At 73.6% G+C, this 21,798-nt stretch carries 25 protein-coding genes; 15 read left to right on the top strand and 10 right to left on the bottom strand.

What is annotated here, in order from left to right:
- Window positions 1–27: 27 nt before the first annotated feature.
- Both ACMT9T_RS13465 and ACMT9T_RS13460 read left to right on the top strand, forming a co-directional pair.
- Window positions 28–1,479 (top strand): SPFH domain-containing protein, encoded by a 1,452-nt coding sequence (locus tag ACMT9T_RS13465; RefSeq protein WP_414746029.1) that lies wholly within the window; start codon window positions 28–30, stop codon window positions 1,477–1,479.
- Window positions 1,480–1,528: 49 nt separating this feature from the next.
- Window positions 1,529–2,722: an MFS transporter gene (locus ACMT9T_RS13460; RefSeq protein WP_414746028.1), complete on the top strand. Its 1,194-nt coding sequence runs from the start codon at window positions 1,529–1,531 to the stop codon at window positions 2,720–2,722.
- Window positions 2,723–2,816: 94 nt separating this feature from the next.
- On the opposite strand, the gene ACMT9T_RS13455 is transcribed toward ACMT9T_RS13460, so the two are convergent.
- Window positions 2,817–3,698: a Rieske (2Fe-2S) protein gene (locus tag ACMT9T_RS13455; protein WP_414746027.1), complete on the bottom strand. Its 882-nt coding sequence runs from the start codon at window positions 3,696–3,698 to the stop codon at window positions 2,817–2,819.
- 370 nt (window positions 3,699–4,068) lie between these two features.
- Here ACMT9T_RS13455 and ACMT9T_RS13450 point away from each other — a divergent pair, with 370 nt between their 5' ends.
- From ACMT9T_RS13450 to ACMT9T_RS13425, 6 genes are all read left to right on the top strand, one after another.
- Window positions 4,069–4,791, top strand: a complete 723-nt coding sequence (locus tag ACMT9T_RS13450) for a hypothetical protein (RefSeq protein WP_414746026.1) — start codon at window positions 4,069–4,071, stop codon at window positions 4,789–4,791.
- A 298-nt stretch (window positions 4,792–5,089) separates the two neighbouring features.
- Entirely contained in the window at window positions 5,090–5,773 is a 684-nt protein-coding gene (locus ACMT9T_RS13445; protein WP_414746025.1) for a hypothetical protein, read from the top strand.
- A gap of 309 nt (window positions 5,774–6,082) precedes the next feature.
- Complete coding sequence (locus ACMT9T_RS13440; protein WP_414746024.1) at window positions 6,083–6,304, top strand: hypothetical protein; 222 nt, start codon at window positions 6,083–6,085, stop codon at window positions 6,302–6,304.
- A 170-nt stretch (window positions 6,305–6,474) separates the two neighbouring features.
- Window positions 6,475–6,906 carry a hypothetical protein gene (locus ACMT9T_RS13435; RefSeq protein WP_414746023.1) on the top strand — a complete coding sequence of 144 codons (432 nt, stop codon included), beginning with the start codon at window positions 6,475–6,477 and terminating at the stop codon, window positions 6,904–6,906.
- 264 nt (window positions 6,907–7,170) lie between these two features.
- On the top strand, window positions 7,171–7,602 hold the full coding sequence (locus ACMT9T_RS13430; RefSeq protein WP_414746022.1) for a hypothetical protein: 432 nt from the start codon (window positions 7,171–7,173) through the stop codon (window positions 7,600–7,602).
- Window positions 7,603–7,901: 299 nt separating this feature from the next.
- Window positions 7,902–8,330, top strand: coding sequence for a hypothetical protein (locus ACMT9T_RS13425; protein ID WP_414746021.1), 429 nt, complete (start codon window positions 7,902–7,904; stop codon window positions 8,328–8,330).
- A 105-nt stretch (window positions 8,331–8,435) separates the two neighbouring features.
- On the opposite strand, the gene ACMT9T_RS13420 is transcribed toward ACMT9T_RS13425, so the two are convergent.
- Entirely contained in the window at window positions 8,436–9,167 is a 732-nt protein-coding gene (locus tag ACMT9T_RS13420; protein WP_414746020.1) for a hypothetical protein, read from the bottom strand.
- A 9-nt stretch (window positions 9,168–9,176) separates the two neighbouring features.
- Window positions 9,177–9,653 carry a MarR family winged helix-turn-helix transcriptional regulator gene (locus ACMT9T_RS13415; protein WP_414746019.1) on the bottom strand — a complete coding sequence of 159 codons (477 nt, stop codon included), beginning with the start codon at window positions 9,651–9,653 and terminating at the stop codon, window positions 9,177–9,179.
- A gap of 70 nt (window positions 9,654–9,723) precedes the next feature.
- On the opposite strand from ACMT9T_RS13415, the gene ACMT9T_RS13410 reads away from it, so the two are divergent.
- Window positions 9,724–10,326, top strand: a complete 603-nt coding sequence (locus ACMT9T_RS13410) for a DUF1453 domain-containing protein (RefSeq protein WP_414746018.1) — start codon at window positions 9,724–9,726, stop codon at window positions 10,324–10,326.
- 51 nt (window positions 10,327–10,377) lie between these two features.
- On the opposite strand, the gene ACMT9T_RS13405 is transcribed toward ACMT9T_RS13410, so the two are convergent.
- From ACMT9T_RS13405 to ACMT9T_RS13385, 5 genes are all read right to left on the bottom strand, one after another.
- Window positions 10,378–11,274, bottom strand: coding sequence for a glucose 1-dehydrogenase (locus ACMT9T_RS13405; RefSeq protein WP_414746017.1), 897 nt, complete (start codon window positions 11,272–11,274; stop codon window positions 10,378–10,380).
- A gap of 47 nt (window positions 11,275–11,321) precedes the next feature.
- A complete protein-coding gene (locus ACMT9T_RS13400; protein WP_414746016.1) occupies window positions 11,322–11,621 on the bottom strand; it encodes a hypothetical protein in 300 nt (99 codons plus the stop codon).
- Window positions 11,618–11,902 carry a hypothetical protein gene (locus ACMT9T_RS13395; protein ID WP_063070610.1) on the bottom strand — a complete coding sequence of 95 codons (285 nt, stop codon included), beginning with the start codon at window positions 11,900–11,902 and terminating at the stop codon, window positions 11,618–11,620. The genes ACMT9T_RS13400 and ACMT9T_RS13395 overlap by 4 nt, the downstream gene beginning before the upstream one ends.
- 102 nt (window positions 11,903–12,004) lie before the next feature.
- On the bottom strand, window positions 12,005–12,160 hold the full coding sequence (locus ACMT9T_RS13390) for a hypothetical protein (protein WP_414746015.1): 156 nt from the start codon (window positions 12,158–12,160) through the stop codon (window positions 12,005–12,007).
- A gap of 1 nt (window position 12,161) precedes the next feature.
- Window positions 12,162–12,476 carry a hypothetical protein gene (locus ACMT9T_RS13385; protein WP_414746014.1) on the bottom strand — a complete coding sequence of 105 codons (315 nt, stop codon included), beginning with the start codon at window positions 12,474–12,476 and terminating at the stop codon, window positions 12,162–12,164.
- A gap of 211 nt (window positions 12,477–12,687) precedes the next feature.
- On the opposite strand from ACMT9T_RS13385, the gene ACMT9T_RS13380 reads away from it, so the two are divergent.
- Genes ACMT9T_RS13380 through ACMT9T_RS13370 form a run of 3 tightly spaced genes read left to right on the top strand, consistent with a single transcriptional unit; the run spans window position 12,688 to window position 18,133 of the window.
- Window positions 12,688–14,277, top strand: coding sequence for a pyridoxal phosphate-dependent decarboxylase family protein (locus tag ACMT9T_RS13380; RefSeq protein WP_414746013.1), 1,590 nt, complete (start codon window positions 12,688–12,690; stop codon window positions 14,275–14,277).
- On the top strand, window positions 14,274–15,650 hold the full coding sequence (locus ACMT9T_RS13375) for a lysine N(6)-hydroxylase/L-ornithine N(5)-oxygenase family protein (RefSeq protein ID WP_414746012.1): 1,377 nt from the start codon (window positions 14,274–14,276) through the stop codon (window positions 15,648–15,650). The genes ACMT9T_RS13380 and ACMT9T_RS13375 overlap by 4 nt, the downstream gene beginning before the upstream one ends.
- Window positions 15,647–18,133, top strand: coding sequence for a GNAT family N-acetyltransferase (locus ACMT9T_RS13370; RefSeq protein ID WP_414746011.1), 2,487 nt, complete (start codon window positions 15,647–15,649; stop codon window positions 18,131–18,133). The genes ACMT9T_RS13375 and ACMT9T_RS13370 overlap by 4 nt, the downstream gene beginning before the upstream one ends.
- Window positions 18,134–18,222: 89 nt before the next feature.
- On the opposite strand, the gene ACMT9T_RS13365 is transcribed toward ACMT9T_RS13370, so the two are convergent.
- Both ACMT9T_RS13365 and ACMT9T_RS13360 read right to left on the bottom strand, forming a co-directional pair.
- Window positions 18,223–18,681 carry an Hsp20/alpha crystallin family protein gene (locus tag ACMT9T_RS13365; RefSeq protein ID WP_116056117.1) on the bottom strand — a complete coding sequence of 153 codons (459 nt, stop codon included), beginning with the start codon at window positions 18,679–18,681 and terminating at the stop codon, window positions 18,223–18,225.
- 122 nt (window positions 18,682–18,803) lie between these two features.
- On the bottom strand, window positions 18,804–19,154 hold the full coding sequence (locus tag ACMT9T_RS13360; protein WP_414746010.1) for a hypothetical protein: 351 nt from the start codon (window positions 19,152–19,154) through the stop codon (window positions 18,804–18,806).
- A 129-nt stretch (window positions 19,155–19,283) separates the two neighbouring features.
- Between ACMT9T_RS13360 and ACMT9T_RS13355 the strand changes: the two genes are divergently transcribed.
- From ACMT9T_RS13355 to ACMT9T_RS13345, 3 genes are all read left to right on the top strand, one after another.
- Window positions 19,284–19,976, top strand: a complete 693-nt coding sequence (locus tag ACMT9T_RS13355) for an SDR family oxidoreductase (protein ID WP_414746009.1) — start codon at window positions 19,284–19,286, stop codon at window positions 19,974–19,976.
- Between the two features lie 114 nt (window positions 19,977–20,090).
- Window positions 20,091–20,684 carry a MarR family winged helix-turn-helix transcriptional regulator gene (locus ACMT9T_RS13350; RefSeq protein ID WP_414746008.1) on the top strand — a complete coding sequence of 198 codons (594 nt, stop codon included), beginning with the start codon at window positions 20,091–20,093 and terminating at the stop codon, window positions 20,682–20,684.
- Window positions 20,681–21,625, top strand: a complete 945-nt coding sequence (locus ACMT9T_RS13345; RefSeq protein ID WP_414746007.1) for an NmrA family NAD(P)-binding protein — start codon at window positions 20,681–20,683, stop codon at window positions 21,623–21,625. The genes ACMT9T_RS13350 and ACMT9T_RS13345 overlap by 4 nt, the downstream gene beginning before the upstream one ends.
- Window positions 21,626–21,798 lie beyond the last annotated feature (173 nt).

Raw genomic sequence — 21,798 nt, 5'->3', positions numbered from 1 at the left:
ACCCGTCCCAACGAGAGGAACCATCCCGTGGACCTGGCATCCGGCGGCACGACCGCCATCGCCGTCATCGTCGTCATCGTCATCCTGGTGGCGCTGGTCGGCTTCATCGCCTCCCGCGTCCGCCGCGTGCCGCCGAACCAGGCGCTCGTCATCGTCGGCCGCAACGCCGAGCGGAGCGAGGGCGGGGCCGGCTTCTCCAGCCCCCAGAAGGTGATCATCGGCGGCCGGACCTTCATCTGGCCGATCTTCCAGGAGGGCTTCACGCTCTCCCTCGAGCAGTACCAGACGAGCGTCACGGCCGAGGCGCGCGACGCGAACTTCATCAACACCGCCGTCGTCGCGACCGTCAACTTCAAGGTGACGGGTACGGAGGACGGCGTCCGCCGCGCCGTGCAGCGCTACCTCCTCCAGCAGGACGCCCTGCCGGAGATCGTGCGCCAGTCGCTCGAGGGCGCGATCCGCGGGCTCATCGGCGACCGGCCCGTGGACGAGCTCGTCAAGAGCTTCTCCGTCGTGGCGCAGGAGGCCGTGAACCAGACGAAGAACGACCTCGCGGAGCTCGGCCTCCAGATCGAGACGCTCAACGTCCGCGAGATCACGACGCCCGGCAGCACCTACCTCGACGACCGGGCCCGCTCGAACGCCGCGCGCGCCCGCCAGATCGCCGAGGTCGCGGAGGCCGAGAACAAGCGGATCTCCGCGCTCGCCGCCATCGAGAACGACCAGCAGACCGCCGAGCGCCAGCTCGAGCTCGACCTGCGCCGCGCGGCCATCAAGGCCGACACCGACCGGGCCAACGCCACCGCGCACGCGGCCGGCGAGCTCGCGAAGGCCGAGCAGGACCGCCTGGTCGCCGACCAGGAGCGCACCGCCGTCGCCGCGCAGGCCGAGGTCTCGAAGGAGCGCCTGCGCATCGACGTGGAGCTCCCCGCCGAGGCCCGCAAGTACGCGACCGTCCAGGACGCGCAGGCGGCCCGCGACGCCGAGAAGGCGAAGGTCGACGTGGAGGTCTACCAGCGCACGCAGAACGCCGAGGCGGCGAAGACCGCGGCCGTGAACGAGGCCGCGTCCATCACCGCGCTCGGGAAGGCGAACGCCGACGCGATCCAGGCGCGCGGCCAGGCCGAGGCCGAGGCGGCCGCCGCGCTCGCCGAGGCGCAGAACAAGCTGTCGCGCGAGGCGCTGCAGGCGCGCATCATCGCGTCGATGCCGGAGATCGCGCGCGAGATGGCGGCGCCGCTCGCCAACGTCGACAACATGACGATCATCTCCGCGGACGGCGCGAACGCGCTCAACCGCTCGGTGGCCGAGAACATGGCCACGCTGCCGAAGCTGCTCAAGGACACCACGGGCATCGACGTCGCCACGGCGCTGAGCTCGTTCCTCGGGTCGACCGCCGCGGGCGCCTCCGCCAGCGCCGGTTCCGCCACCACGGACGTCGGCCCGAAGACGGCCGCGTCCGAGGGCGCCGGGATCTGATCCCGATGCCGGAGCTCCTCGGGGCGCACGCCGCCCCGGGGAGCACGGCGTGAGATCCACGAGCCCGTTCCGGGCGTTGTGGGGCGCGAACGCGCTCTCCAACCTCGCGGACGGGCTCGTCTTCGTCACCATGCCGCTCGTGGCGGCGGGGCTCAGCGACGACCCGCGCGCCGTCGCCGGCCTCGCGACCGCGTACGCGCTCGTGCGGCTCCTGGTCGCGCTGCCCGTGGGCGTCTACGTCGACCGGCTCGACCGGCGGACGCTGCTCGTGGCCGCGAACGTCCTCCGGGGTGCCGCGGTGCTGGCGCTGGCCGTCTCGATCCAGGCGGGCGTCGCCTCGCTCGTCGTCCTCTACGTCGTGATGGCCGTGGTCGGCGTGCTCGAGAGCGCGGCCGACGGTGCGGCGGTGGCGGTGCTGCCGTCGATCGTGCCGGAGGGCCGGCTCGATCGGGCGAACGCGCGCATCACGGGCACCCAGCTCGTGGCCGACGAGTTCATCGGGCCGCCGCTCGGCGGGATCCTGTTCGCGCTCGCCGCCGCGGTGCCCGTGTACTCGACCGGCGGGCTGTGGGTCGCGGCCGGAGCCGTGGCGCTCGCGCTGCCGCGGCGCGTGGATCCGGCGCCCCCTGCCGCGGGGCCGCCTTCATCCGTGCTCCGCGAGGCCGCCGCGGGCGTCCGCTGGCTCGCCGGGCACCGCGTCGTCGGATCCCTGGCGCTCATCGGCGGCCTGGCGAGCGTCGGCTACATGCTCCCGTTCTCGGTGCTCGTGCTCTTCGCGCGCGATCGGCTCGGGCTGGACGCCGCCGGCTACGGCGTGCTGCTCGCGGCCAGCGCGCTCGGCGGCCTGGCCGGATCCGCCATCGCCGCGCCCCTGCGCGCCCGCCTCGGCTCCCGGTGGACCATCACGGCCGCCCTCGCGCTCGGCGCCGCGAGCCTCGCGGGCCTGGCCGTCACGCGGGATCCGATCGTCGCCGGGATCCTGCTCGCGCTCTACATCCTGCACGCCGTGGTCTGGAGCATCTGCGCCACCTCGCTGCGGCAGCGGCTCGTCCCCGCGGACCTCCTCGGGCGCGTCGGCGCCGCGGGTCGCGTCGTCAGCCTGCTCGGCCTCGCGATCGGGTCCGCTCTGGGCGGCGCCCTCGCCACGGGCGGCATCGCCGTGCCGACCGCGGCCGGCGCGATCGTGTTCGCGGGATGCGCGGTGCTCGCGGTCGCGACGCTGCGCGGATCCGTCGACGCCTGAGGTGCCGCCCGTCGCACGCCCCGCGCCGCCCGCCCGGACGCGACGGAGCCGGCGCCCCCCCGAGGGAGGCGCCGGCTCGCACGTGCGACGCGGATCAGCCCGCGTTCGGCAGCCGCACCTCCACGAGCCCCGCGGTGACGCGCGTCTCGAAGCGGGGCTGCGGCGCGGTCGCCGGGCCGTGGATCACCTCGCCCGTCTTCAGGCTGAACACGCTGTCGTGCCACGGGCAGGTGACGCACGCCTCGCCGGTCTTCGGATCCGTGCCGAGCGTCCCCTCGTCGAGCGGCGCGGACAGGTGGCTGCAGGTGTTGCTCAGCGCGTCGACCGTCATGCCGTGGCGGCGCACGAGCACCGGGAGGCCCGCGACGTCGCGCTTCGCCAGGCGGCCGTCGGGGAGGTCGTCGAGCTGGCCCAGCTCCTGCCAGCCCGTGGGGAAGCGGTGCGGCACGTCCTCCGCGTGGTTCGCGCCCGCCGCCTGGCGGTACGCGAGGTGGCCGCCGAGGAACCCGCCAGCGGAGACGAGGCCGAGGCCCGCGAGCCCGAGGACCCTGCCGCTGGTGTGCTTGCCGCGGGCGCGCTGGATCCAGGAGAGGCCGTACAGGCCCGTCGCGAGCGCGTTGGCGGCGGAGTGCACGATGCCGACGCGCATCTGCTGCTCGTGCAGCTGCGACCAGTCGGCGTAGCCGGAGACGATGGACGGCGCCGCGCTCAGGATCCCGACGCCCACGAGCGCCCGGCTGGCCTTCTCGTTGCCGGGCAGGAAGTCCAGCACGGCGGACGAGACCCACGCGCCGGTGGGGATCAGCACGGCCACCGGGTGCAGCGGGTGCCCGAACGGCACTCCGTGCAGCAGGTCGGCCAGGGCGCGCGGCTTGAGCAGCGCCGTGACGACGCCCTTCACGCGCCCGACGATGGGGTCGAGCGCCTCGGCGTCCTCGATCTTCGCGATGGCCGCGACGAGCTTCAGCTCCCTCATGGGGTCTCCTGCCGGTTCCGGCGCCGCCGTCGGCGCTCTCCTCCCAGGCAACGCCTCGGGGCGGGCAGTGACAAGGCCGGGCGGGCGTATCCGGTACCCCGTGCACCTGGACCGTCATGTCGTCTCCTCGCCGTGCGGGCGGCGCGGACGAAGAATGCGTGAGCTTTCATGGAGTAGGCAGCGTCGTGCCGTGCGGGCCCGTAATGCGCCGGAAATGCGTCCATTGCTCCCGATGGGTAATACCGGACGGACGCTAGACGACCGTCTGGAGTTGGTCTCTCGGGGGCCTCCCGTGCCCCCGGTGCCGGACGCCCGGCCATACTCTCGCACCGAGGCGGATACGCCTTCCATCATCAAGGAGGCAATTCCGATGTCCAGCCGTCGCCGCATCACCCGGCTCCTCTCGCCGAGGATCCTCGTCACCGCATTCGCGTTGACCGCCATCGCCGCGATCGGGATATCCGTCGCCGTCCCCGAGAGCGCGGCGTTCGCCGAGATGAACACCCCGCTGTCCCGATTCGAGGCATCCGCGGCGCACGGCACGCTGGCCGAGGACCTGCGCGTCGGGAAGCTCTCGCCGGCGGACGTGGAGTCGGTCTCCCACGTCGGCTTCGAGTACCAGGGGCAGCACGTTCCAGCATGGGGCGACATCACCGACGCGGACCGGGCCGAGGCTCGCACGGCGCCTCCGATCCTGACGGAAGGGGCGGATGCCCGCGTCGCTCCCTCCCTCTCGGCTCCGGCCGTCCGTACGATCCCGGGCACTTCGCGCCAGTCCGGGTCCGGCATCGCGGAGAGCAAGAGCATCTGGAGCCACGTCCACGACGTCATCGAGTTCGCCAAGCGCGACCACTGGTTCTACGTCAACGGCACGTGGATCCAGTGGATGGCCGGTGCCTCCCTGGGTGCGGTCTGGTCGAGCTTCTGCAGCGCCATCGCCCGGAGCCTCCCGACGCTCGCGTTCTGCAGCCTCGCCGTGATCTTGGCCTGGGCGGGCATGGGCCTCCTTCACCAGTCGCTGTGCGGACGGCGCGGGGCGTGGGTGGACCTGCCCTACATCGGCAAGTCGCACTGCAACAACGACAAGCAGTAGGCGGCGGGATCTCATTCTCGAAGCGCATCACAGAAGGGCCGTGGGAATTCCCGCGGCCCTTTCCGCGCGCCTTCCCGGTGATATCGGGAATCGAGCTGACCGATCTCCCCGAATATCGACCCCGAATGGACGCATTCGCGCTCCCGCTGTTCCCCTGATGTATTCCGAGGAAGCCTCGGGAATAGCTCGGCGAACCGCGATCCTTATCCCGAGGCGACATTCGCCTCACATTCAGGAGGCGGTACTCGAAATGTCCATCCATCACAGCGCAGCCCGAACCCACGCACCCCGCCGGGCGATGTCCGCTCTGGTCCTCGTCGCCGTCGCGGCGCTCGGCATAGCCGTCTCCTCCCCTCAGGACGCCGCACGCGCGGACACGCGCCCCGCGGCCGCGGCCTCGGCGGCATCCGCCGCCATCTCGGCCCGGCTCGCCCAGGCGTGGAAGGACGGCACGCTCATCGATCAGGTCCGCTCCGGGAAGCTGACCGAGGCCGATCTCGCGCCCGCGATGGCGACGGGGCTCGACATCGCCGGTCACCATCTCGCCCTGACGGCCCCGACCGCGGCGGAGGCGGCTGAGGGCGCCCGGATCGCCGCCCACATGCAGCGTGGCGAGGGCGGCGCGGGATCGCTCGCACGGCCGTCCAGCGGGACCCCCGCCTCCGGCAAGGGGTCCGCGAGCCTCGACCCGGGCGCCTCCGCTCCCACATCCGGCACCACGGGGGCCCCGAGCATCGCCGAGAGCAAGTACTGGTGGAGCAACCACTGGTTCTACATCAACGGCACGTGGTTCAAGGTCCTCGTCGCCGCCACCATCGGCGTCATCTCCTCGACGGTCTGCACCTTCTTCGGCCTGGCCGGGGCCCTGTGCATCCCGATCGCCGGCTTCATCGCGGGGGCCGTCGAGCTCCTGAAGAACACGTCGTGCGCCAGGCACGGCGTGCACATCGACGTCCCGTACCTCTGGAGGACATGGTGCTGAGGACGGATCGCGGCTGAGCGTCGCGCTGCAGGACGCGTCCCGGGCGGGGATCCCCGCCCGGGACGCGTCGGTGCGCGCACGGACGATGCGCCGTCCGGCCGACGCCGCTGCGGTCGTCGACGGTCCCGTGCCGCGCCCACTCGTGCGCGAGCGGCATGCGATGGCGCGGCGTGTCGTCGCGGTTCGACTGCTCCGCGATGATGGTCGCTGCGGACCACAAGGAGTCCCACGTCCTCTCGCCTCGGCATCACCCCGCCATCCACGACCCGACGCCTGCGGCGGCCGGCCCTCCGCTTCCGCGGATCCCACGTGGGTCCGCGAGCGGTCGTGCAGCTCATCGCGGGGACGCTCGGCCCCCGCGCGCTCGCAGGTCTGATCTGCACCCGGCATCACTCGGGCGAGGGCTGCGCGCAGTCGGTCTCCTCCGTGCTCCGAGGCGGCCAGGGGCTGGAGGACTTGCGCTCGTGCGTCTGCGGTGCGGGCTTCACCGTGGTGCACCCCGACACGTTCGCGTCGCGCTGCAGCGGCTGACGACGAGGCCCGGCCAGCGGACCTGCTGACGCGATGGGTGCGAGAGGCCCACCCCCGTCGTCCGTCTGGCGTTCATGTCCGCTCCTGTGGAGGCCCGGCACGGATCGCGGCGCGTCAATACGGTTCGACTGCTCCCCGGCGATGGTCGCCGCGGACCACCAGGAGTCCTCATGTCCTCTTCCCTCGGCGCCGCCGCGCGTCTCTCTCCACGGCGCCTGCTGGCGACGGCCGCCCTCGCGGCGGTCATCGCTCTCGGCGTCTCGGTCGCCACGCCGGCCGGTTCGGCGACCGCGGCGCCCGTCGCGGCCTCCTCATCCTCATCCCCGGTAGCCGATCCGATCGCGGCGAGCGAATGGCTGCACATCTCCTCCCGCACCTACTTCGTCGGTTCGCCCGACCTCTCCCTGCTGGCAAGCCACCAGATCTCCCTCGCGGGACTCGCGGTGAAGACCTGCACGGCACATGGCTCGGGGAGGACGTGCGTGCCGCTCCTGGAGGACGGCCTGCGCCTCCTCGGTCGGGTGACCGTGTTCACCTGTGGGGGCTTCAGCGGCTACACCGTGGTCGTCCCCTCCATCTGGAGATCGCACTGCGGCCGCTGATGCACGCGCGCCGAGCCCCTGCACGGAGCCGCTCCGGCCCCTCCGGCCGCTCCGGCCACTCCTGAGCGGAGCGGTGCCTCCGCCTCGGGTGCCGCATGCCGAACGGGGCGGAGTCGAGGGCGCTCCCGGCGGGTGCGCGGGGCACGCACCCGTCATCCGTGGCGCGCGCTCGCTCGCACGTGCACAGGCAGCACGGGGGAGGCGGCGCGTCGCTACGGTTCGACTGCTCCGCGGCGATCGTCGCCGCGGACCACAAGGAGTCCCATGTCCTCTCGCCTCACGACCACCCCGCCGTCCAGCGCCCGCCGCCTGCTCGCGACGGCCGCCCTGGCGGCGGTCCTCGCTTTCGGTGTCTCGATGTCCGCTCCGGCCGGCGCCGCATCCGCGGCCCCCGCCGCACCGACCTCTCATTCCGCAGCGCAGGCGGACCCGATCGCCGCGAGTCAGGCGGGGATCGTCAATCGCGAGTTCCACATCAGTTCTCGAACGGTTGCGAGGCTCGCGGCGGGGACTCTCAGCCCCCAGGCTCTCGCGGGGCTGATCTGCACCCAGTTCCACTCGGGCATCGCCTGCGCGAAGCTGGTCACCTACGTGCTCCAGGGCTACCCGGGGGTGACGGACCCGCGCACATGCGCTCGCGGTGAGGGCTTCATCGTGGCGTACCCCAACACGTACCAGTCGCGCTGCGGCGGCTGACCGAGGCGCATCCGGCCGGTGCCGGACCACGACGACCGACGGGTCCGCGGCGCGGGTGCCACCATTCGCTGGATCCGGCGCTCACGCTGCCTGGGATGACGGAGGGAACGGGCCGGAGGATCTCCTCCGGGCCCGTTCCGCGCGCGGCGACGCGGACGGGGCCCTTTCCCGACGTCCATCCCCGCTCCGGTGCTACAGATACGACGGCACTCGTCCACAGGCGGTCCGGTGGGGGCCAGCGCGTCGCTACGGTTCGATCGCTCCCCGGCGACGGTCGCCGCGGACCACAAGGAGTCCCCATGTCCTCTCGCCTCGCACCCACCCCGCGAGCCACCGCCCGGCGCCTCCTCGCGACGGCCGTCCTTGCGGCGGTCGTCGGTCTCGGCGTCTCGGTGTCCACCCCGACCGGATCGGCGTCCGCGGCCCCCGCCGCGCCGACCTCGTCCTCCACCGCGGACGCCGGCTCGATCGCGGCGAGCCAGGCGGGACTCGTCAACCGCTCCTTCTTCGTCACGCCGTACGACCTCGCGCGACTCTCCTTCGGGCAGACCGACTCCTACAAGCTCGCGGCGCAGATCTGCACGGCGAACCACTCGGGGAAGGCCTGCGTGCAGATCGTCTCCTACGTCCTCCGGGGCGGACAGGGTCCGGCGAACTGGCGCACCTGCAACATCACCGGCGGATACACCGTCGTGTTCCCCGATCTCTTCCAGTCGCACTGCGGCTGACGGTCGCGCAGCACGCCCGGGCCGGGACACCTCCGGCCCGTCCCGTCGTCTCCGAGTCCTGCGTCCGAACCAGTCGGCATGCTCGCTCCGGCCGTCCCCTCCCGGTCAGGCGTCCGGATCCTGGGCGGCGTGCCGGGACGCGACGGGGCGGCCGCGCCGGGCCGCCCGGTAGCCCGGCGCCCGGAGCCGGCGCGTCCAGGGATACGTCGTGTCCCCGGGCGGGGCGGCGAGCACGGGATCCGCGCGCGTCGCCGTGTCGAGCGGGCCCGCGGCGTCGTGCGTCAGCTCGATCCGCGCCGCCACGTGCCACCGCCCGCCCGGCGTCGCGTGCACGAGCCGCATCCGGGCGGCCCGCGTCGCGAGCGCGCGTCCGAGGTCGGCGGCGCCGGCCGGCAGCGGCGGATCCACGTCCACCAGCACGCCGACGAGCACGGGCCCCGCGGTTCCGCGGTAGGGCATGAGCGTCGTCAGCCGCGCTCCGGAGAACGCGCGCCGCGGCCCGAGCAGGAAGCGGCCCACAGGCGAGAGGCCGGTGGACGCGAGCAGCACGTCGACCGTCGTGCCGCTCTCGCCCGGGATCCGCAGCGCGAGCCCGAGCACGTCGGGGAGCGCCGGCGGGAGTCCGCCGCCGCGCGAGAAGCGGGCGTCCATGGCGAGCGGCGCGTCGAGCCCGTCGAGCCACGCGAGCCCGGACGCGGCGCGCCCCGCGACGGGCGTCAGCGTCCCCGTGAGCGCGACGCCGTGCGGATGCAGCGGCCGCGGCTGCCGGACGAGGCGGACGGCGGCGACGAGCCCCGCGAGGACGTTCCCGCCGATGCGGGCCGGGGTGCCGGTCATCTCCCGACCCTATTCCGGTGCGCTCCCGGCGTCCCGCTCGCATCCGGGCGCCACCAGGGCGTGCACCCGCGCGAGGAGCCGCTCGAGCTCCGCCGCGTCGCTCGCGTCGAGATGGGGTAGCGCGCGCGTCAGGGCGTCGCCGACCGGCCGGCGCCCCTCCTCGTGGAGGGCGCGCCGGGCGGTCTCGGGATCGAGCCGCACGCGGGTGCGCCGCCGGTCGGCCGGATCCGCCTCGAGCCGCACCACGCCCTTGTCGGAGAGCTGCCGCGCGAGCGTCGAGACCCAGCTCTGCGTGAGCCCGGTCGCCTGGCACAGCTCGCGGATGGTGCTGCCGGGCTGCCGGGCGACGGCCTCGATCAGCGTCAGCTCGCCGCCCGTTATCGGGAGGGCGCGGCCGCCCTGGCTGGCGTCGAGGGCGACCTCGCGCAGGATCCGCGCGAGCCGGCTCAGCGCGACGACGCCGATCGCCGGTCTCCGAGCGGACATGCGCCACCTCCCTCGTCATCGACGCCCGCCCTTGCGTCGGTCGTCGTCCGCATAATATCATCTGCGGCAGATGCATCTGGAACAGATGCAATCGATCTGCTCGCAGCCGCAGGCGGAGCCCGCACGGGAGGGAGCATCCAAGATGGACGTCACGGACGCGCTCGTCTCGATCGCCCTGATGCTGCTCGTGATCCGTCAAATCCGTGGGAAGCGCCTGGCGCTCCTCAGCCTGCTCTGGCCGGTGCTGCTCGTGGCCTGGGCGGGTGTCGAGTACCTCGGCGCCGTGCCGCCGTACGTCTCCGACCGCGCGCTGGTCGCGGGCCTCGGCGCGGTGGGTGCCGGACTCGGGCTGGCATGCGGGTGCCTCACCCGCGTCGAGGCCCGGGCCGGAGTGGTCGTGGCGCGGGCCTCGTGGCTCGCGGCCGCCGCATGGGTCGCGGGGATGGGCGGGCGCCTCGCCTTCGGGCTGCTCGCCCTTCACGGTGGCGAGCGGATCATCGCGGACGCGAGCGTCCGCCTCGACCTTCACGCGGCTTCGACGTGGTCCACCGGGCTCATCACGATGGCCCTCGCGGAGGTGGTGGCGCGGACCGGCGTGCTCGCCGCCCGGCACCGTGGGGTCACACACCGCATCGCCTCCGGCGCCGCGAACCACGGAGGGCCGGAGGTGTGATCCCCTCCGGCCCTCGCATCATGCCTCCGGCTCACGCCGGGGCGCGTCCCGCTACGGCGTCGGCATGCCGCCGTTGACGTGCAGCGTCTCGCCGATCACGTAGCTCGACTCGTTCGAGGCGAGGTACACGTAGGCGGGCGCGAGCTCGGCGGGCTGGCCGGCGCGGCCGAGCGGGGTCTGCTCGCCGAACTCCGGCAGCGCCTCCGCGGGCTGGCCGCCGGCGGTCTGCAGCGGGGTCCAGATCGGGCCGGGCGCGACGACGTTCACGCGGATCCCCTTGGGCGCCAGCTGCTGCGCGAGGCCCTTCGAGAACGTGTTGATCGACGCCTTCGTGGTCGCGTAGTGGATGAGGTTCGGCGACGGCTGGTACGCCTGGATCGACGACGTGTTGATGATCGTCGAGCCGGGCTTGAGGTGCGGCAGCGCGGCCTTCGTGATCCAGAACATCGCGTAGACGTTGGTCTTGAAGGTGAGGTCGAACTCCTCGTCCGAGATGTCCTCGAGCGCGTCGACGTTCTGCTGCTTGCCGGCGTTGTTCACGAGGATGTCGAGGCCGCCGAGGCCCTCGACCGCCTTCGCGACGAGCTCGCGGCTGAACTCGGCGGTCGAGATGTCGCCGGGGATCGCGACGGCCTTCCGTCCCGCCTCCTCGATGAGCGCGACGACCTTCTTCGCGTCCTCCTCCTCCTCGGGGAGGTAGGAGAGCGCGACGTCCGCGCCCTCGCGGGCGTAGGCGATCGCGACGGCGGCGCCGATGCCGGAGTCCGCGCCGGTGATGAGGGCCTTGCGTCCCTCGAGGCGGCTGGATCCGCGGTAGGTCCTCTCGCCGCGGTCCGCGGTCTCGTTCAGGTCCGCGTCGAGGCCGGGCCCGTCCTGCTGCTGCGCGGTCGGGTCGATGTCGGCGTACATCTTGGTCGGGTCCTGGAACGTGTACTGGTCGGTGCTCATGTGCTCTCCTCGTGCTGGATGTGCGTGCGGGAAGGAAGGGGTGCGGATCAGCTCGGCGGGGTGTCGTCCAGGTCGATGTCCTGGCCGGCGAGATCGTTCTCGGCGAGCACCGGCTCGGCCTCGCCGTCGACGCCCAGGGCGTCGGCCTCGGGCTCGGCGTCGGCCGCCGCGACGGCATCGTCCTCGTCGATCTGCTCGACGGGCTCGTCGGTGTCGGGGAGGACGGTCTCGCCGGCGACGGCGTCGTTCACGACCGTCTCCTTGTCCATGCCGACCGCGTCGAGGGCGGTGTCGTCTCCGGTGGAGTCGTCATCGGGGGTGGTGGAGGTGGCGTCGGTCACCGTCACTCACCCGCCTCGGGCTTGGGGTGGCCGGGGATCGAGTCGCCGCTGAGGTTGAGCTCGTCGGGATCGACGTCGATCTCGCCGACGTCGTCGGGTCCGCCGGATCCAGGGAGCACCTGCACGTCGTCCGCGGCGGCGGGGACGTCGTCGGAGACGCCCTCGCTCTCCACGATCTGCTGCTCCTGCTTGACCTGCGTGTCGTCCTCGCTGGGCGAGATGAAGTCCTTGTCCTGATTGGTGTCTGAGGTGTCCGCGGGCTGGAGGCGCGGGTCGTCGGTGTCCATGCCTTCGACGCTACGCTCGGCCTCCAGCAGCGTGTGGCGGCGTTCAGGCAACGCGCATGTGCGGCGTCCCTTGCCCGTCACGGCGGCACGCGGCTAGTCGGATCACTGGTCGTCGGGACCCTCGCCGAACGGGTCGGGCGCGGCCTCGCGAGCGTCCTCCTCCGCGGCCTCGGCCTGCTCCGCCACCGAGTCGGCGTCGATGGGCGCGGGCTCGGCGAGCGGGTGGCGCGGGGCGTCGGCGGCAGCGGGATCCGTCATGTCAGCGGCCCTCGGGGTCGACGTGCCCGGCGGCGTCGTCGGCCGGCGCGCTCATGTGCGAGTCGGCGGCCGTGACGGCGCGGTTGTCGGGGACCTCGGGGTACTCGGCGCTCGCGGGATCCGCATCCTCCACCTCGAGGGTGTCCTCCTCCGCGTGGCCGTACGTCGTGCCCTCGGGCTCGCGGACCGCGTCGCCGACGCCGGCGAGTGCATCCGCCTCGTCGGCGACCACGTCGTCCACGGTCACGAGCCCGTCGGGATCGCCGGGGCCGCGCCCGGTGCGGATGCCGTCTGCCTGGTCGTCTCGGTCGCTCATGCTCCCCACCCTACGAGCGCCCCGGCGGCGCGACCTGGGCGTCGGCGCCCCCGAAACGGGGTCGCGAGACCGCCTCGCGGAGGGGCCCCGCGAGTCGTCGTCGGCCGGGTTGCGTTCCCGTCCGAGGCCCTTCATATTAGGTGAGCCTTGCCTAAGTGAGCACGGTGCTCGTGACCCGGACACGGCTCCCCATCGAACCGACGAAGGACCCATGACCCTCTCCCCGCACGCCTCCCGCCCGTCCGATCCGACGCTCGACGACCCCCGCGCCGATCCGCTTGCGACCGTCGCCGATCCCGCCGCCGAGCTGTTCTCCGACCGCTCCCTCCCCGGCTGGGACGCCGCCCTCCGCTCCGCCGCCTCCCGGGTGCGCGCCGCCGCCGGCCGCGCCGACGGACCCTTCACGGGGATCACGCCCGAGCGCCTCCGCGGATCCTTCGCGGGCCTCGACCTCGACCGCCCGCTCGGCGCCCTCGACGACGCCCTCGACGAGCTCGACGACCTGTACCTGCGCGACGCGGTGTGGTTCCACGACCCGTCGTACGTCGCGCACCTCAACTGCCCGATCCTCATCCCGGCCATCGCGGGCGAGCTCATCCTCTCGAGCGTCAACACGTCGATGGACACCTGGGACCAGAGCGCGGGCGCGACCCTCATCGAGCGCGCGCTCATCGACTGGACGGCCGGCCGCATCGGCCTCGGCGACGAGGCGGACGGCGTCTTCACGAGCGGCGGCAGCCAGTCGAACCTCCAGGCGCTGCTGCTCGCCCGCGACGAGGCGGCGGCCGTGCACGGGCTGTCGATGGCCGACCGGCAGCGGATGCGGATCCTGGTGAGCGAGGTCGGGCACTTCAGCGTGGAGAAGAGCGCGCGGATCCTCGGCCTCGCGCCCGACGCCGTCGTGCGCGTCCCCGCCGACGACGCCATGCGCATGCGCGTCGACGCCCTCGAGCGGGAGCTCGCGCGCTGCTACGCGGCCGGCCTGCTGCCCATCGCCGTGGTCGCGACCGCGGGCACCACCGACTTCGGCAGCGTCGATCCGCTGCCCGCGATCGGCAACGTGTGCCGGCGCGAGGGGATCTGGCTGCACGTCGACGCGGCCTACGGCGGCGGCCTCCTCGCGTCGCTCCGGCACCGGCGACTGCTCGACGGGATCGAGCGGGCCGACTCCGTGACCGTCGACTACCACAAGACCTTCTTCCAGCCGGTGAGCTCCAGCGCGCTGATCGTCCGCGACGGCCGCACGCTCCGGCACGCGACGCTGCACGCCGACTACCTGAACCCGGCGGATCGCGCGCACGAGGAGATCCCGAACCAGGTCGACAAGTCGCTGCAGACCACCCGGCGCTTCGACGCGCTGAAGCTGTGGCTCACGCTGCGGACGGTCGGCGCCGACGGGGTCGGGAGGATGCTCGACGACGTCATCGCGCTCGCCGACCGCACGTGGTCGGCGCTGCGGCGGGATCCGGCGCTCGACGTGGTGGTGCGGCCGGAGATCAGCGCGCTCGTGTTCCGGTACGTGCCGGCGGGGGAGCGGGACGGATCCGCGGGTCCTGATGCGGGCGTCCGCTCGGACGCCGTGAACCGCGGCATCCGAAAGGCGATCCAGGACTCAGGCAGGGCGATGGTCGCCGCGACCCGCGTGGACGGACGCGCGCACCTGAAGCTCACGCTGCTGAACCCCGCGACGACGGACGCGCACATCGCGGCGATCCTGCGGATGGTGGTGGAGGCGGGCGATGCGCTCGACGCCGGCCTGGACGAGGCGGCGCGCACGACCGCCGCGGAGGTCGCCCGATGAGCGCCGCCGCACCCGACCGCATCCGCGACGTCGTGGCCGTGGGTCTCGGCCCCGCGAACCTCGGGCTCGCGTGCCTCGCGGATCCGCTCGACGACCTCGATGTCGTCGTGCTCGAGCGGAAGCCGCGCTTCGACTGGCACCCCGGCATGATGCTGCCGACCGCGCACCTGCAGACGCCGTTCCTCGCCGACCTGGTGACGCTCGCGGATCCGACCTCCCGCTTCTCGTTCCTCGCGTACCTCAAGGACACCGGGCGGCTGTACTCCTTCTACATCCGCGAGGACTTCTTCGTGCTGCGCAGCGAGTACGTCGCCTACTGCCGATGGGCGGCCGAGCGCGCGCGGGGCATCGAGATGGACCGGGACGTGCGGGCGATCTCCTTCGACGAGTTCGCGGGCGCGTACGTCGTCGAGTCGGTCGACTCCGCGGGCGGCACGCACGTGCACCGCGGGCGGAACCTGGTGGTCGGCGTGGGCACGCCGCCGTGGCTGCCCGCGGCCGTGCGCGACCTGCCGGGCGTCGTGCACAGCTCCGGCTACCTCGGCGCCAAGGACGCGCTGCAGGAGCGGGACGCGATCACGGTGGTCGGCAGCGGGCAGAGCGCGGCGGAGATCTACCGCGACCTCCTCGAGGACGTGGACTCCCGCGGCTACCGGCTCGACTGGATCACGCGCTCGCCGCGGTTCTTCCCGCTCGAGTACACGCGCCTGACGCTCGAGATGACGAGCCCCGAGTACAGCGACCACTTCTTCGGCCTGCCCGCCGACGCGCGCGAGGTGCTGCTGCGCGAGCAGCGGAACCTCTACAAGGGGATCGACTCGGAGCTGATCGACGACATCTTCCACACGCTGTACCGGAAGCGGCTCGCGTTCGACGCGCTGCGGGCCGAGGGGCGGCTCGCGCCGGGCGGCGACGCGGGATCCGGCGTGCCGACGCGGCTGCTCACCAACGCGGAGGTCGTGTCGTCGCGGCCGGCGCCCGGCGGCGGCGCGGTCCTCGGGCTCCGGCACGCGGAGACGGGCGCCGAGCGGGAGTGGCCGACGGGCGCGGTGATCATGGCGAGCGGGTACGACGCACAGGCCCCGCGGATCCTCGACGGGCTCGGCGACCGCGTCCACCGCGACGCCCGCGGCCGGCTCGACGTGGCCCGCGAGCACACGGTCGACGACGCGGGCACGCTCTTCGTGCAGAACGCGGAGGTGCACACGCACGGCTTCGTCGCGCCCGACCTCGGGATGACGGCGCACCGCAACTCCCGGATCCTGCGGGCCATCACGGGACGCGAGGACTACGCGGTGGAGGAGCGCATCGCGTTCCAGGAGTTCGGGCTGCCGGACGACGTGCCGGCCGCGGGATCGGGGGTGCTCGCGTGAGCGCGCCCGCGCCCGCGCCCGCCTACGCCCTCGAGCTCCGCCCGCTCGACCCGGACGACGACGCCGCCCTCGTGCACGCGTGGGTGACCGCGCCGCGCGCCCGCTTCTGGCAGATGGAGCACGCGACCCTCGACGAGGTGCGGGCCGAGTACCGGTCCATCGCGGCGGATCCCCGGCGCGCGGCCTGGATCGGCCTGCACGACGGGGTCCCCGCGTTCCTCGTCGAGGAGTACGACCCGGCGGACGACCCGATCGGCGCGCACCTGGATCCGCTCCCCGGCGACCTGGGCATGCACCTGCTCGTCGCCCCGCCGTCGGGCGACCCGCTGCCCGGGTTCACGACCGCGGTCATGCGGCACGTCGTCGCGCACCTGCTGCGGGATCCGGCCGTGCGGCGCCTCGTCGTCGAGCCGGACGTCCGCAACACGGCGATCCATCGCCTCAACGAGCTCGTCGGCTTCCGGCCGCTCCGCGTCGTCGACCTCGGCACCAAGCACGCGCTCCTCAGCGTCGCCACGCGCGCCGACGCCCTCCTGCACGCCTCACCCACGGACGGACACGACATGACCCTCACCCACGAGCACCCGGCGGAGACCGACGCGGCGACCGCGCCCACGGCGCCCGCCGATCCCGCATCCGAGCCCGACCCGCAGGTCCACCGCGCCGCGCACCTCCGCCCCGACGTGTGGGCCGCCGCGACCCGCCACCTCGTGCGGAAGGCGCTCGCCGAGTTCGCGCACGAGCTGCTCATCGCGCCCGAGCGCGTGGATCCGGAGCTGCTGCCCGGCGAGCCCCGCCGCCCCCACGACCCGAGGGACCCGGCCGAGTACCGCGTCGCGAGCGCCGACGGCCGGAGCGTCCACACGTACCGCGCGCGCATCCTCGAGCTCGACCACTGGGACGTCGACGAGGCGAGCATCCGCCGCACGGTCGACGGCGAGCCCGCGGAGCTCGACGCGACCGACCTCGTGCTCGACCTCCGCGACCGCCTCGGGATCACCGACGAGGTGCTGCCCGTGTACCTCGACGAGATCCAGAGCACGCTCTCGGCCGCCGCGTTCTCGCGCCTCCGCGACGTGCCCGACGCGCGCGGGCTCCTCACGGCGTCCTTCGCCGAGGTCGAGTCGACGATGGACGAGGGCCACCCGTGCTTCGTCGCGACCAACGGCCGCATCGGCTTCGACCTCGACGACCACGACCGGTACGCGCCCGAGGCCGGCGCCGACGTGCGGATCCTCTGGCTCGCCGTCAATGCGCGCCTCGCGCGCTTCACGGCGATCGACGGTCTCGACCGGGAGGCGTTCCTCGACGCCGAGCTCGGCGCCTCCGCCCGCGCCCGCTTCCGCGCGCGGATGGAGGCGCTCGGCATCGACCCCGCCGAGCGGATCCTCGTGCCGGTGCACCCGTGGCAGTGGGAGAACGTCGTCACCGTGACCTTCGCGGGCCTCGTCGCCCGCCGCGAGATCGTGCTGCTCGGCACGGGCGACGACGAGTACGGCGCGCAGCAGTCCATCCGCACGTGGGCCAACCGCACCACCCCGGAGCGCTGCTACGTGAAGACGTCGCTGTCGATCCTCAACATGGGATTCACGCGCGGCCTCTCGCCGGCGTACATGGCGGTGACCCCGGCGATCAACGACTGGGTGCACGCGCTCGTCACGGGCGACGCGGAGTTCGCCCGGCTCGGCTTCGGGATCCTCCGCGAGGTCGCGGCGGTCGGCGTGCGCGACGAGCGGGTCGAGTCGGCCCTGCCGCCCGGCCACTCGCACGGGAAGATGCTGTCCGCGCTCTGGCGGGAGTCGCCGTTCCCCGGCCTCGCGGAGGGCGAGCGGCTGATGAGCATGACGAGCCTCCTGCACGTCGACGCGCACGGGAGGACGGTGCTGGGGGAGCTCATCGACGCGTCCGGGATCGGGGCGGCCGCGTGGATCCGCCGCTGGCTCGACGCCTACCTCGTGCCGCTCGCGCACGCGCTGATCGCGCACGACCTCGCGTTCATGCCCCACGGCGAGAACGTGATCCTCGTGCTCCGCGACCACGTCGTCGTCCGCGTGCTCATGAAGGACATCGCGGAGGAGGTCGCCCTCTTCGACCTGGAGCGCGAGGTGCCGGTCGACGTGCGGCGGATCCAGCTGGACATCCCCGAGGGCGAGCGCACCCTCACGGTCTTCACCGACGTGATGGACGGCTTCCTGCGCTTCGCCGCCGCGCTCGTGGAGGACCGCGACGACCTCGGCCCCGACGGCCTCTGGCGCGTGGCGGCCGAGGCGCTCGCCGACCACGAGCGCGCGCACCCGGAGCTCGCGGAGCGCTTCTCCTGGTTCGACCTGTTCACGCCGTCGTTCGACCGCTCGTGCCTCAACCGGCTGCAGCTGCGCGACAACCGGCGGATGGTCGACCTGCAGGCGCCGGTCATGCAGGTCCACGGCTCGCTGCGGAACCCGCTCGCGATCCACCGGGGTCTCCTGCCGCGCATCGGCTGACGCTCCCGGCCCGCACATGCGAGGAGCCGCCGCCCGCGGATGCGGACGACGGCTCCTCGTGGTGGCGGCGCCCCGGGCGCCTGCGTGGATCAGCTCGCGGCGGGCGCGCCCTGCTCCACCGTCAGCGTGCGGCCCTCCTGGCCCTGCGGCTCGTCGGACGTGACCGCGATCTTGCGCGGCTTCGCCCGCTCGCTCACCGGGATGGTGACGCTCAGCACGCCGTTGGCGTAGTGCGCCGAGATGCGCTCCGTGTCGATGCCCTGGCCGAGCGTCAGCTGGCGGAGGAACGTGCCGGCGACGCGCTCCCGCGTCAGCCACCGCACGTTCTGGTCGCCGGCGAGCGTGCGCTCGGCGCGGATGGTCAGGAGCTGGCCGTCGACGTCGATGTCGACGGATCCCGGGTCGATGCCCGGGAGGTCGGCGGCCAGCACGTAGGTGTCGCCCTCGCGGTGCAGGTCGATGGGCATCGGGCGGTTCGCCTGGCGGGTCTCGGCCAGCGCGCCCATGGCGCGGTCCAGCTCGCGGAACGGATCGAAGGTCATGTTCATGCTCGACTCCTCTGATGATCTGCGGGGTTGAGCCCCCTCGGCTCAACTGCGATCAGGTTAGCACTCGACCCAGGCGAGTGCCAAGGCGTTCGCCGACAGCGAATGCAGCTCTGACCACCTCTTCAGGAGCGTCGGCGGAGGTCGCGCTCCATCTGGCCGATGAGCGTCCAGACCGCCCGCGACAGGTCAGGGTGCTCGAGCGCGATCCCGCGCAGCAGCCGGTACTCGAAGCGCGCGACGATGCCCGGCGCGGTCGACGGGTGGCGCACGCGGGCGAGCTCCTCGGCCATGCCGTCGGCCTCCAGCGCGTCCTGCCGGAGGGTCGCGACGACGTGCTCGTCGACGGTGGGCAGCTGCGGGATGACCTCCCACGGGTCGTCGCCGTTCCGGCAGCGGTGCTCGATCACGGCGTCCAGCTCGTCGCGGGCCTCCTGGCGCAGCACCTCGAGGCTGGCGGGGAAGCGGGCGTGCACGGGCGGATCCTCTCGGGCGGCGGGCCGCTCGGCGGCGGACCCCTTCACGCTACGTCATGCCCCCGGCGGCGCCCGACGGGGTGGCCGGATGCCGTCGGTAGCCTGGAGGACCGCGACCCAGGAGGATCCATGACCGACACCGCCCGCCCCGTCGCCCTCGTCACGGGAGCCACCCGCGGCATCGGCCGCGCCGTCGCCGAGGACCTCGCCCGCACGCACCGCGTGATCGTGCACGGCCGCGACCGCGACGCCGTCGACGCGCTCGCTGCCTCCCTCCCGGACGCCGTCGGCTGGGCCGCCGACCTCGCCGCGGGCGGGCTCGCCGACCTCGTGCCCGACCTCGACCGCCTCGACGTGCTCGTGCACTCCGCGGGCGTGATCGGCGGCGACGCCGTCGCGACCACGCCCGTCGAGGAGTGGCGCCGCGTCTTCGAGGTCAACGTCTTCGCGGTCGCCGAGGTCACGCGCGCGCTCCTTCCCGCGCTCCGGGCGGCGAAGGGGCAGGTGGTGCTCGTCAACTCCGGATCCGGCTTCACGGCCAACCCCACGGGCGGCGTCTACGCGGGATCCAAGTTCGCCCTCCGCGCCCTCGGCGACGCCCTGCGCGAGGAGGAGCGCCCGCACGGCGTGCGCGTCTCGAGCGTGCACCCGGGCCGCGTCGCCACCGACATGCAGCGCGAGCTGCGCGCCAAGGAGGGCGGCGAGTACGACGAGACGCGCTACCTGGAGCCGGCCTCGGTCGCGCGGGCCGTCCGTCTCGTCGTCGACCAGACCCGCGACGGCACGCTCGAGTCGGTGTCGCTCCGGCCGTTCGGGGGCTGATCCGGCGCACGGCTCGACGCGGCAGCCCCGTCGCCCGCGCGCTGCTGCCCTCCGATCCTTACGACTTCGAGATCGTATTTGCACAAGACGGTCTTCTCTCGATATGTTCTCCCTATGACTTCCCGCAGCGACCACACCGACGCGGACGGATCCGGCATCGACTGGGGATCCGGCGGCATCGAGACGCAGTTCGGCTGGTCCATCCAGGCCGTCTACCAGGGCTTCGTGCGCACCGCGCAGACCGCCGTGGCCGACGTGCCGGGCGGTCCGCGCGGCTACCAGGTGCTCGTCGCGATCACCACGGAGGAGCCGTCGTCGCAGCTCGCGCTCGCGCAGCGGCTCGGCATCGACAAGACGCAGATGACCTACGTGATCGACGCGCTCGCCGAGGGCGGGCACGTCGAGCGGCAGCCGCACCCGAGCGACCGGCGGATCCGGCAGGTCGTGGCCACGGACGCCGGCCGGGCGCTCCTCGCGTCGGCCCGTGTGGCCCTCCACGACGTGGAGGAGGCCCTGATGCGCGACCTCGCCGTCGACGAGCGCACGGCGCTCCGGCGGCTCCTCGCCCGCGTCGCCCTCGGCACCGGCGAGCCCGCCGGCCCCGCCGCCGAGCAGTCCGACGCCGCGCGCCTCGAGCAGCCCGTCGCCGCCCCCCATCGTTCGCGCCGACCGGCGCGCCGCACCCCCCGAGACGGAGAACACTCGTGACCACCTCTTCCCCCGCATCCGCATCCGGCCCTGTCGTCGTGGCCGGCGCCACCGGCGACATCGGCCGCCGCATCGTCCGCGAGCTGCTCGCCCAGGACGCCCGCGTCCGCGTCCTGACCCGCCCCGGCAGCACCGCCGCCGCGGAGGCGTGGGGCGACGATCCCCGCGTCGAGGTCGCCGAGGCCGCGTACACCGACCGGGCCGCGCTGATCCGCGCCGTCACCGGGGCCCGCGTCGTCGTCTCCGCCGTGAGCGGCGCCCGCGCCGTGATCGTGGGAGCGCAGCGCGCGCTCCTCGCGGCGACCGTCGCGGCCGGCGTCCCGCGCTTCATCCCCTCGGACTACTCCGCCGACTACCGCCGCGTCACCCCGGGCAGCAACCGCAACTTCGAGCTCCGGCGCGAGTTCGCGGCCGACCTCGACGCGGCGCCCGTGCGCGCGACCTCGGTGTTCATCGGCGCCTTCGCGGACATGCTCACCGGCCAGGCGCCCATCGTGCTGTTCGACCGCCGCCGCGTCCTCTACTGGTCGTCCGCCGACCAGGTGCTCGACTTCACGACCAAGGACGACACGGCACGCGTGACCGCGCTCGTGGCGCTCGACGACGACGCGCCCCGCGCCGTCGAGGTAGCGGGCGACCGGGTCACGGCGCGCGACCTCGCCCGCATCATGACGGAGGTCACCGGCACGCCGTTCTCGCTGCAGTGGGCGGGATCCACGGGCGTGCTCGCCACGGCCAGCAAGGCCATGCGCCGCGTCGGCCGCGACGAGCAGGAGGCCTTCCCGGCCTGGCAGGGGATGCAGTACCTCGTGAGCATGTACAGCGGCGAGGCGGAGCTCCTCCACGTCGACCGCGAGCGCTTCGGCGCGATCGAGTGGACGGGCGTGCAGGACGTGCTCGCCGCGCACGTCGCCGCGCGGGGCGCCGCGGCCGCCGCGTAGTCGAGCGGCGACGGGACGGCGGGGCGGCCGGGCGCGCGACGACGCGCCCGGCCGCCCCGTCACGAGGCCACGGCTGGCTGGGTGCCGCATCCAGCGGGCGGTGCTTGGGTGGGGCCGCGCCACGAGCGCCGCGGGCCGGCCGTCCGACCGCCCGCACCCCGAGAACGCAAGGA

Origin of the sequence: Clavibacter vidaverae (assembly GCF_047529985.1) — a bacterium.
Lineage (GTDB): Bacteria > Actinomycetota > Actinomycetes > Actinomycetales > Microbacteriaceae > Clavibacter > Clavibacter nebraskensis_A.
The sequence above is the reverse complement of the archived record's forward strand: the minus strand, read 5'-3'. Positions and strand labels throughout refer to the sequence as shown.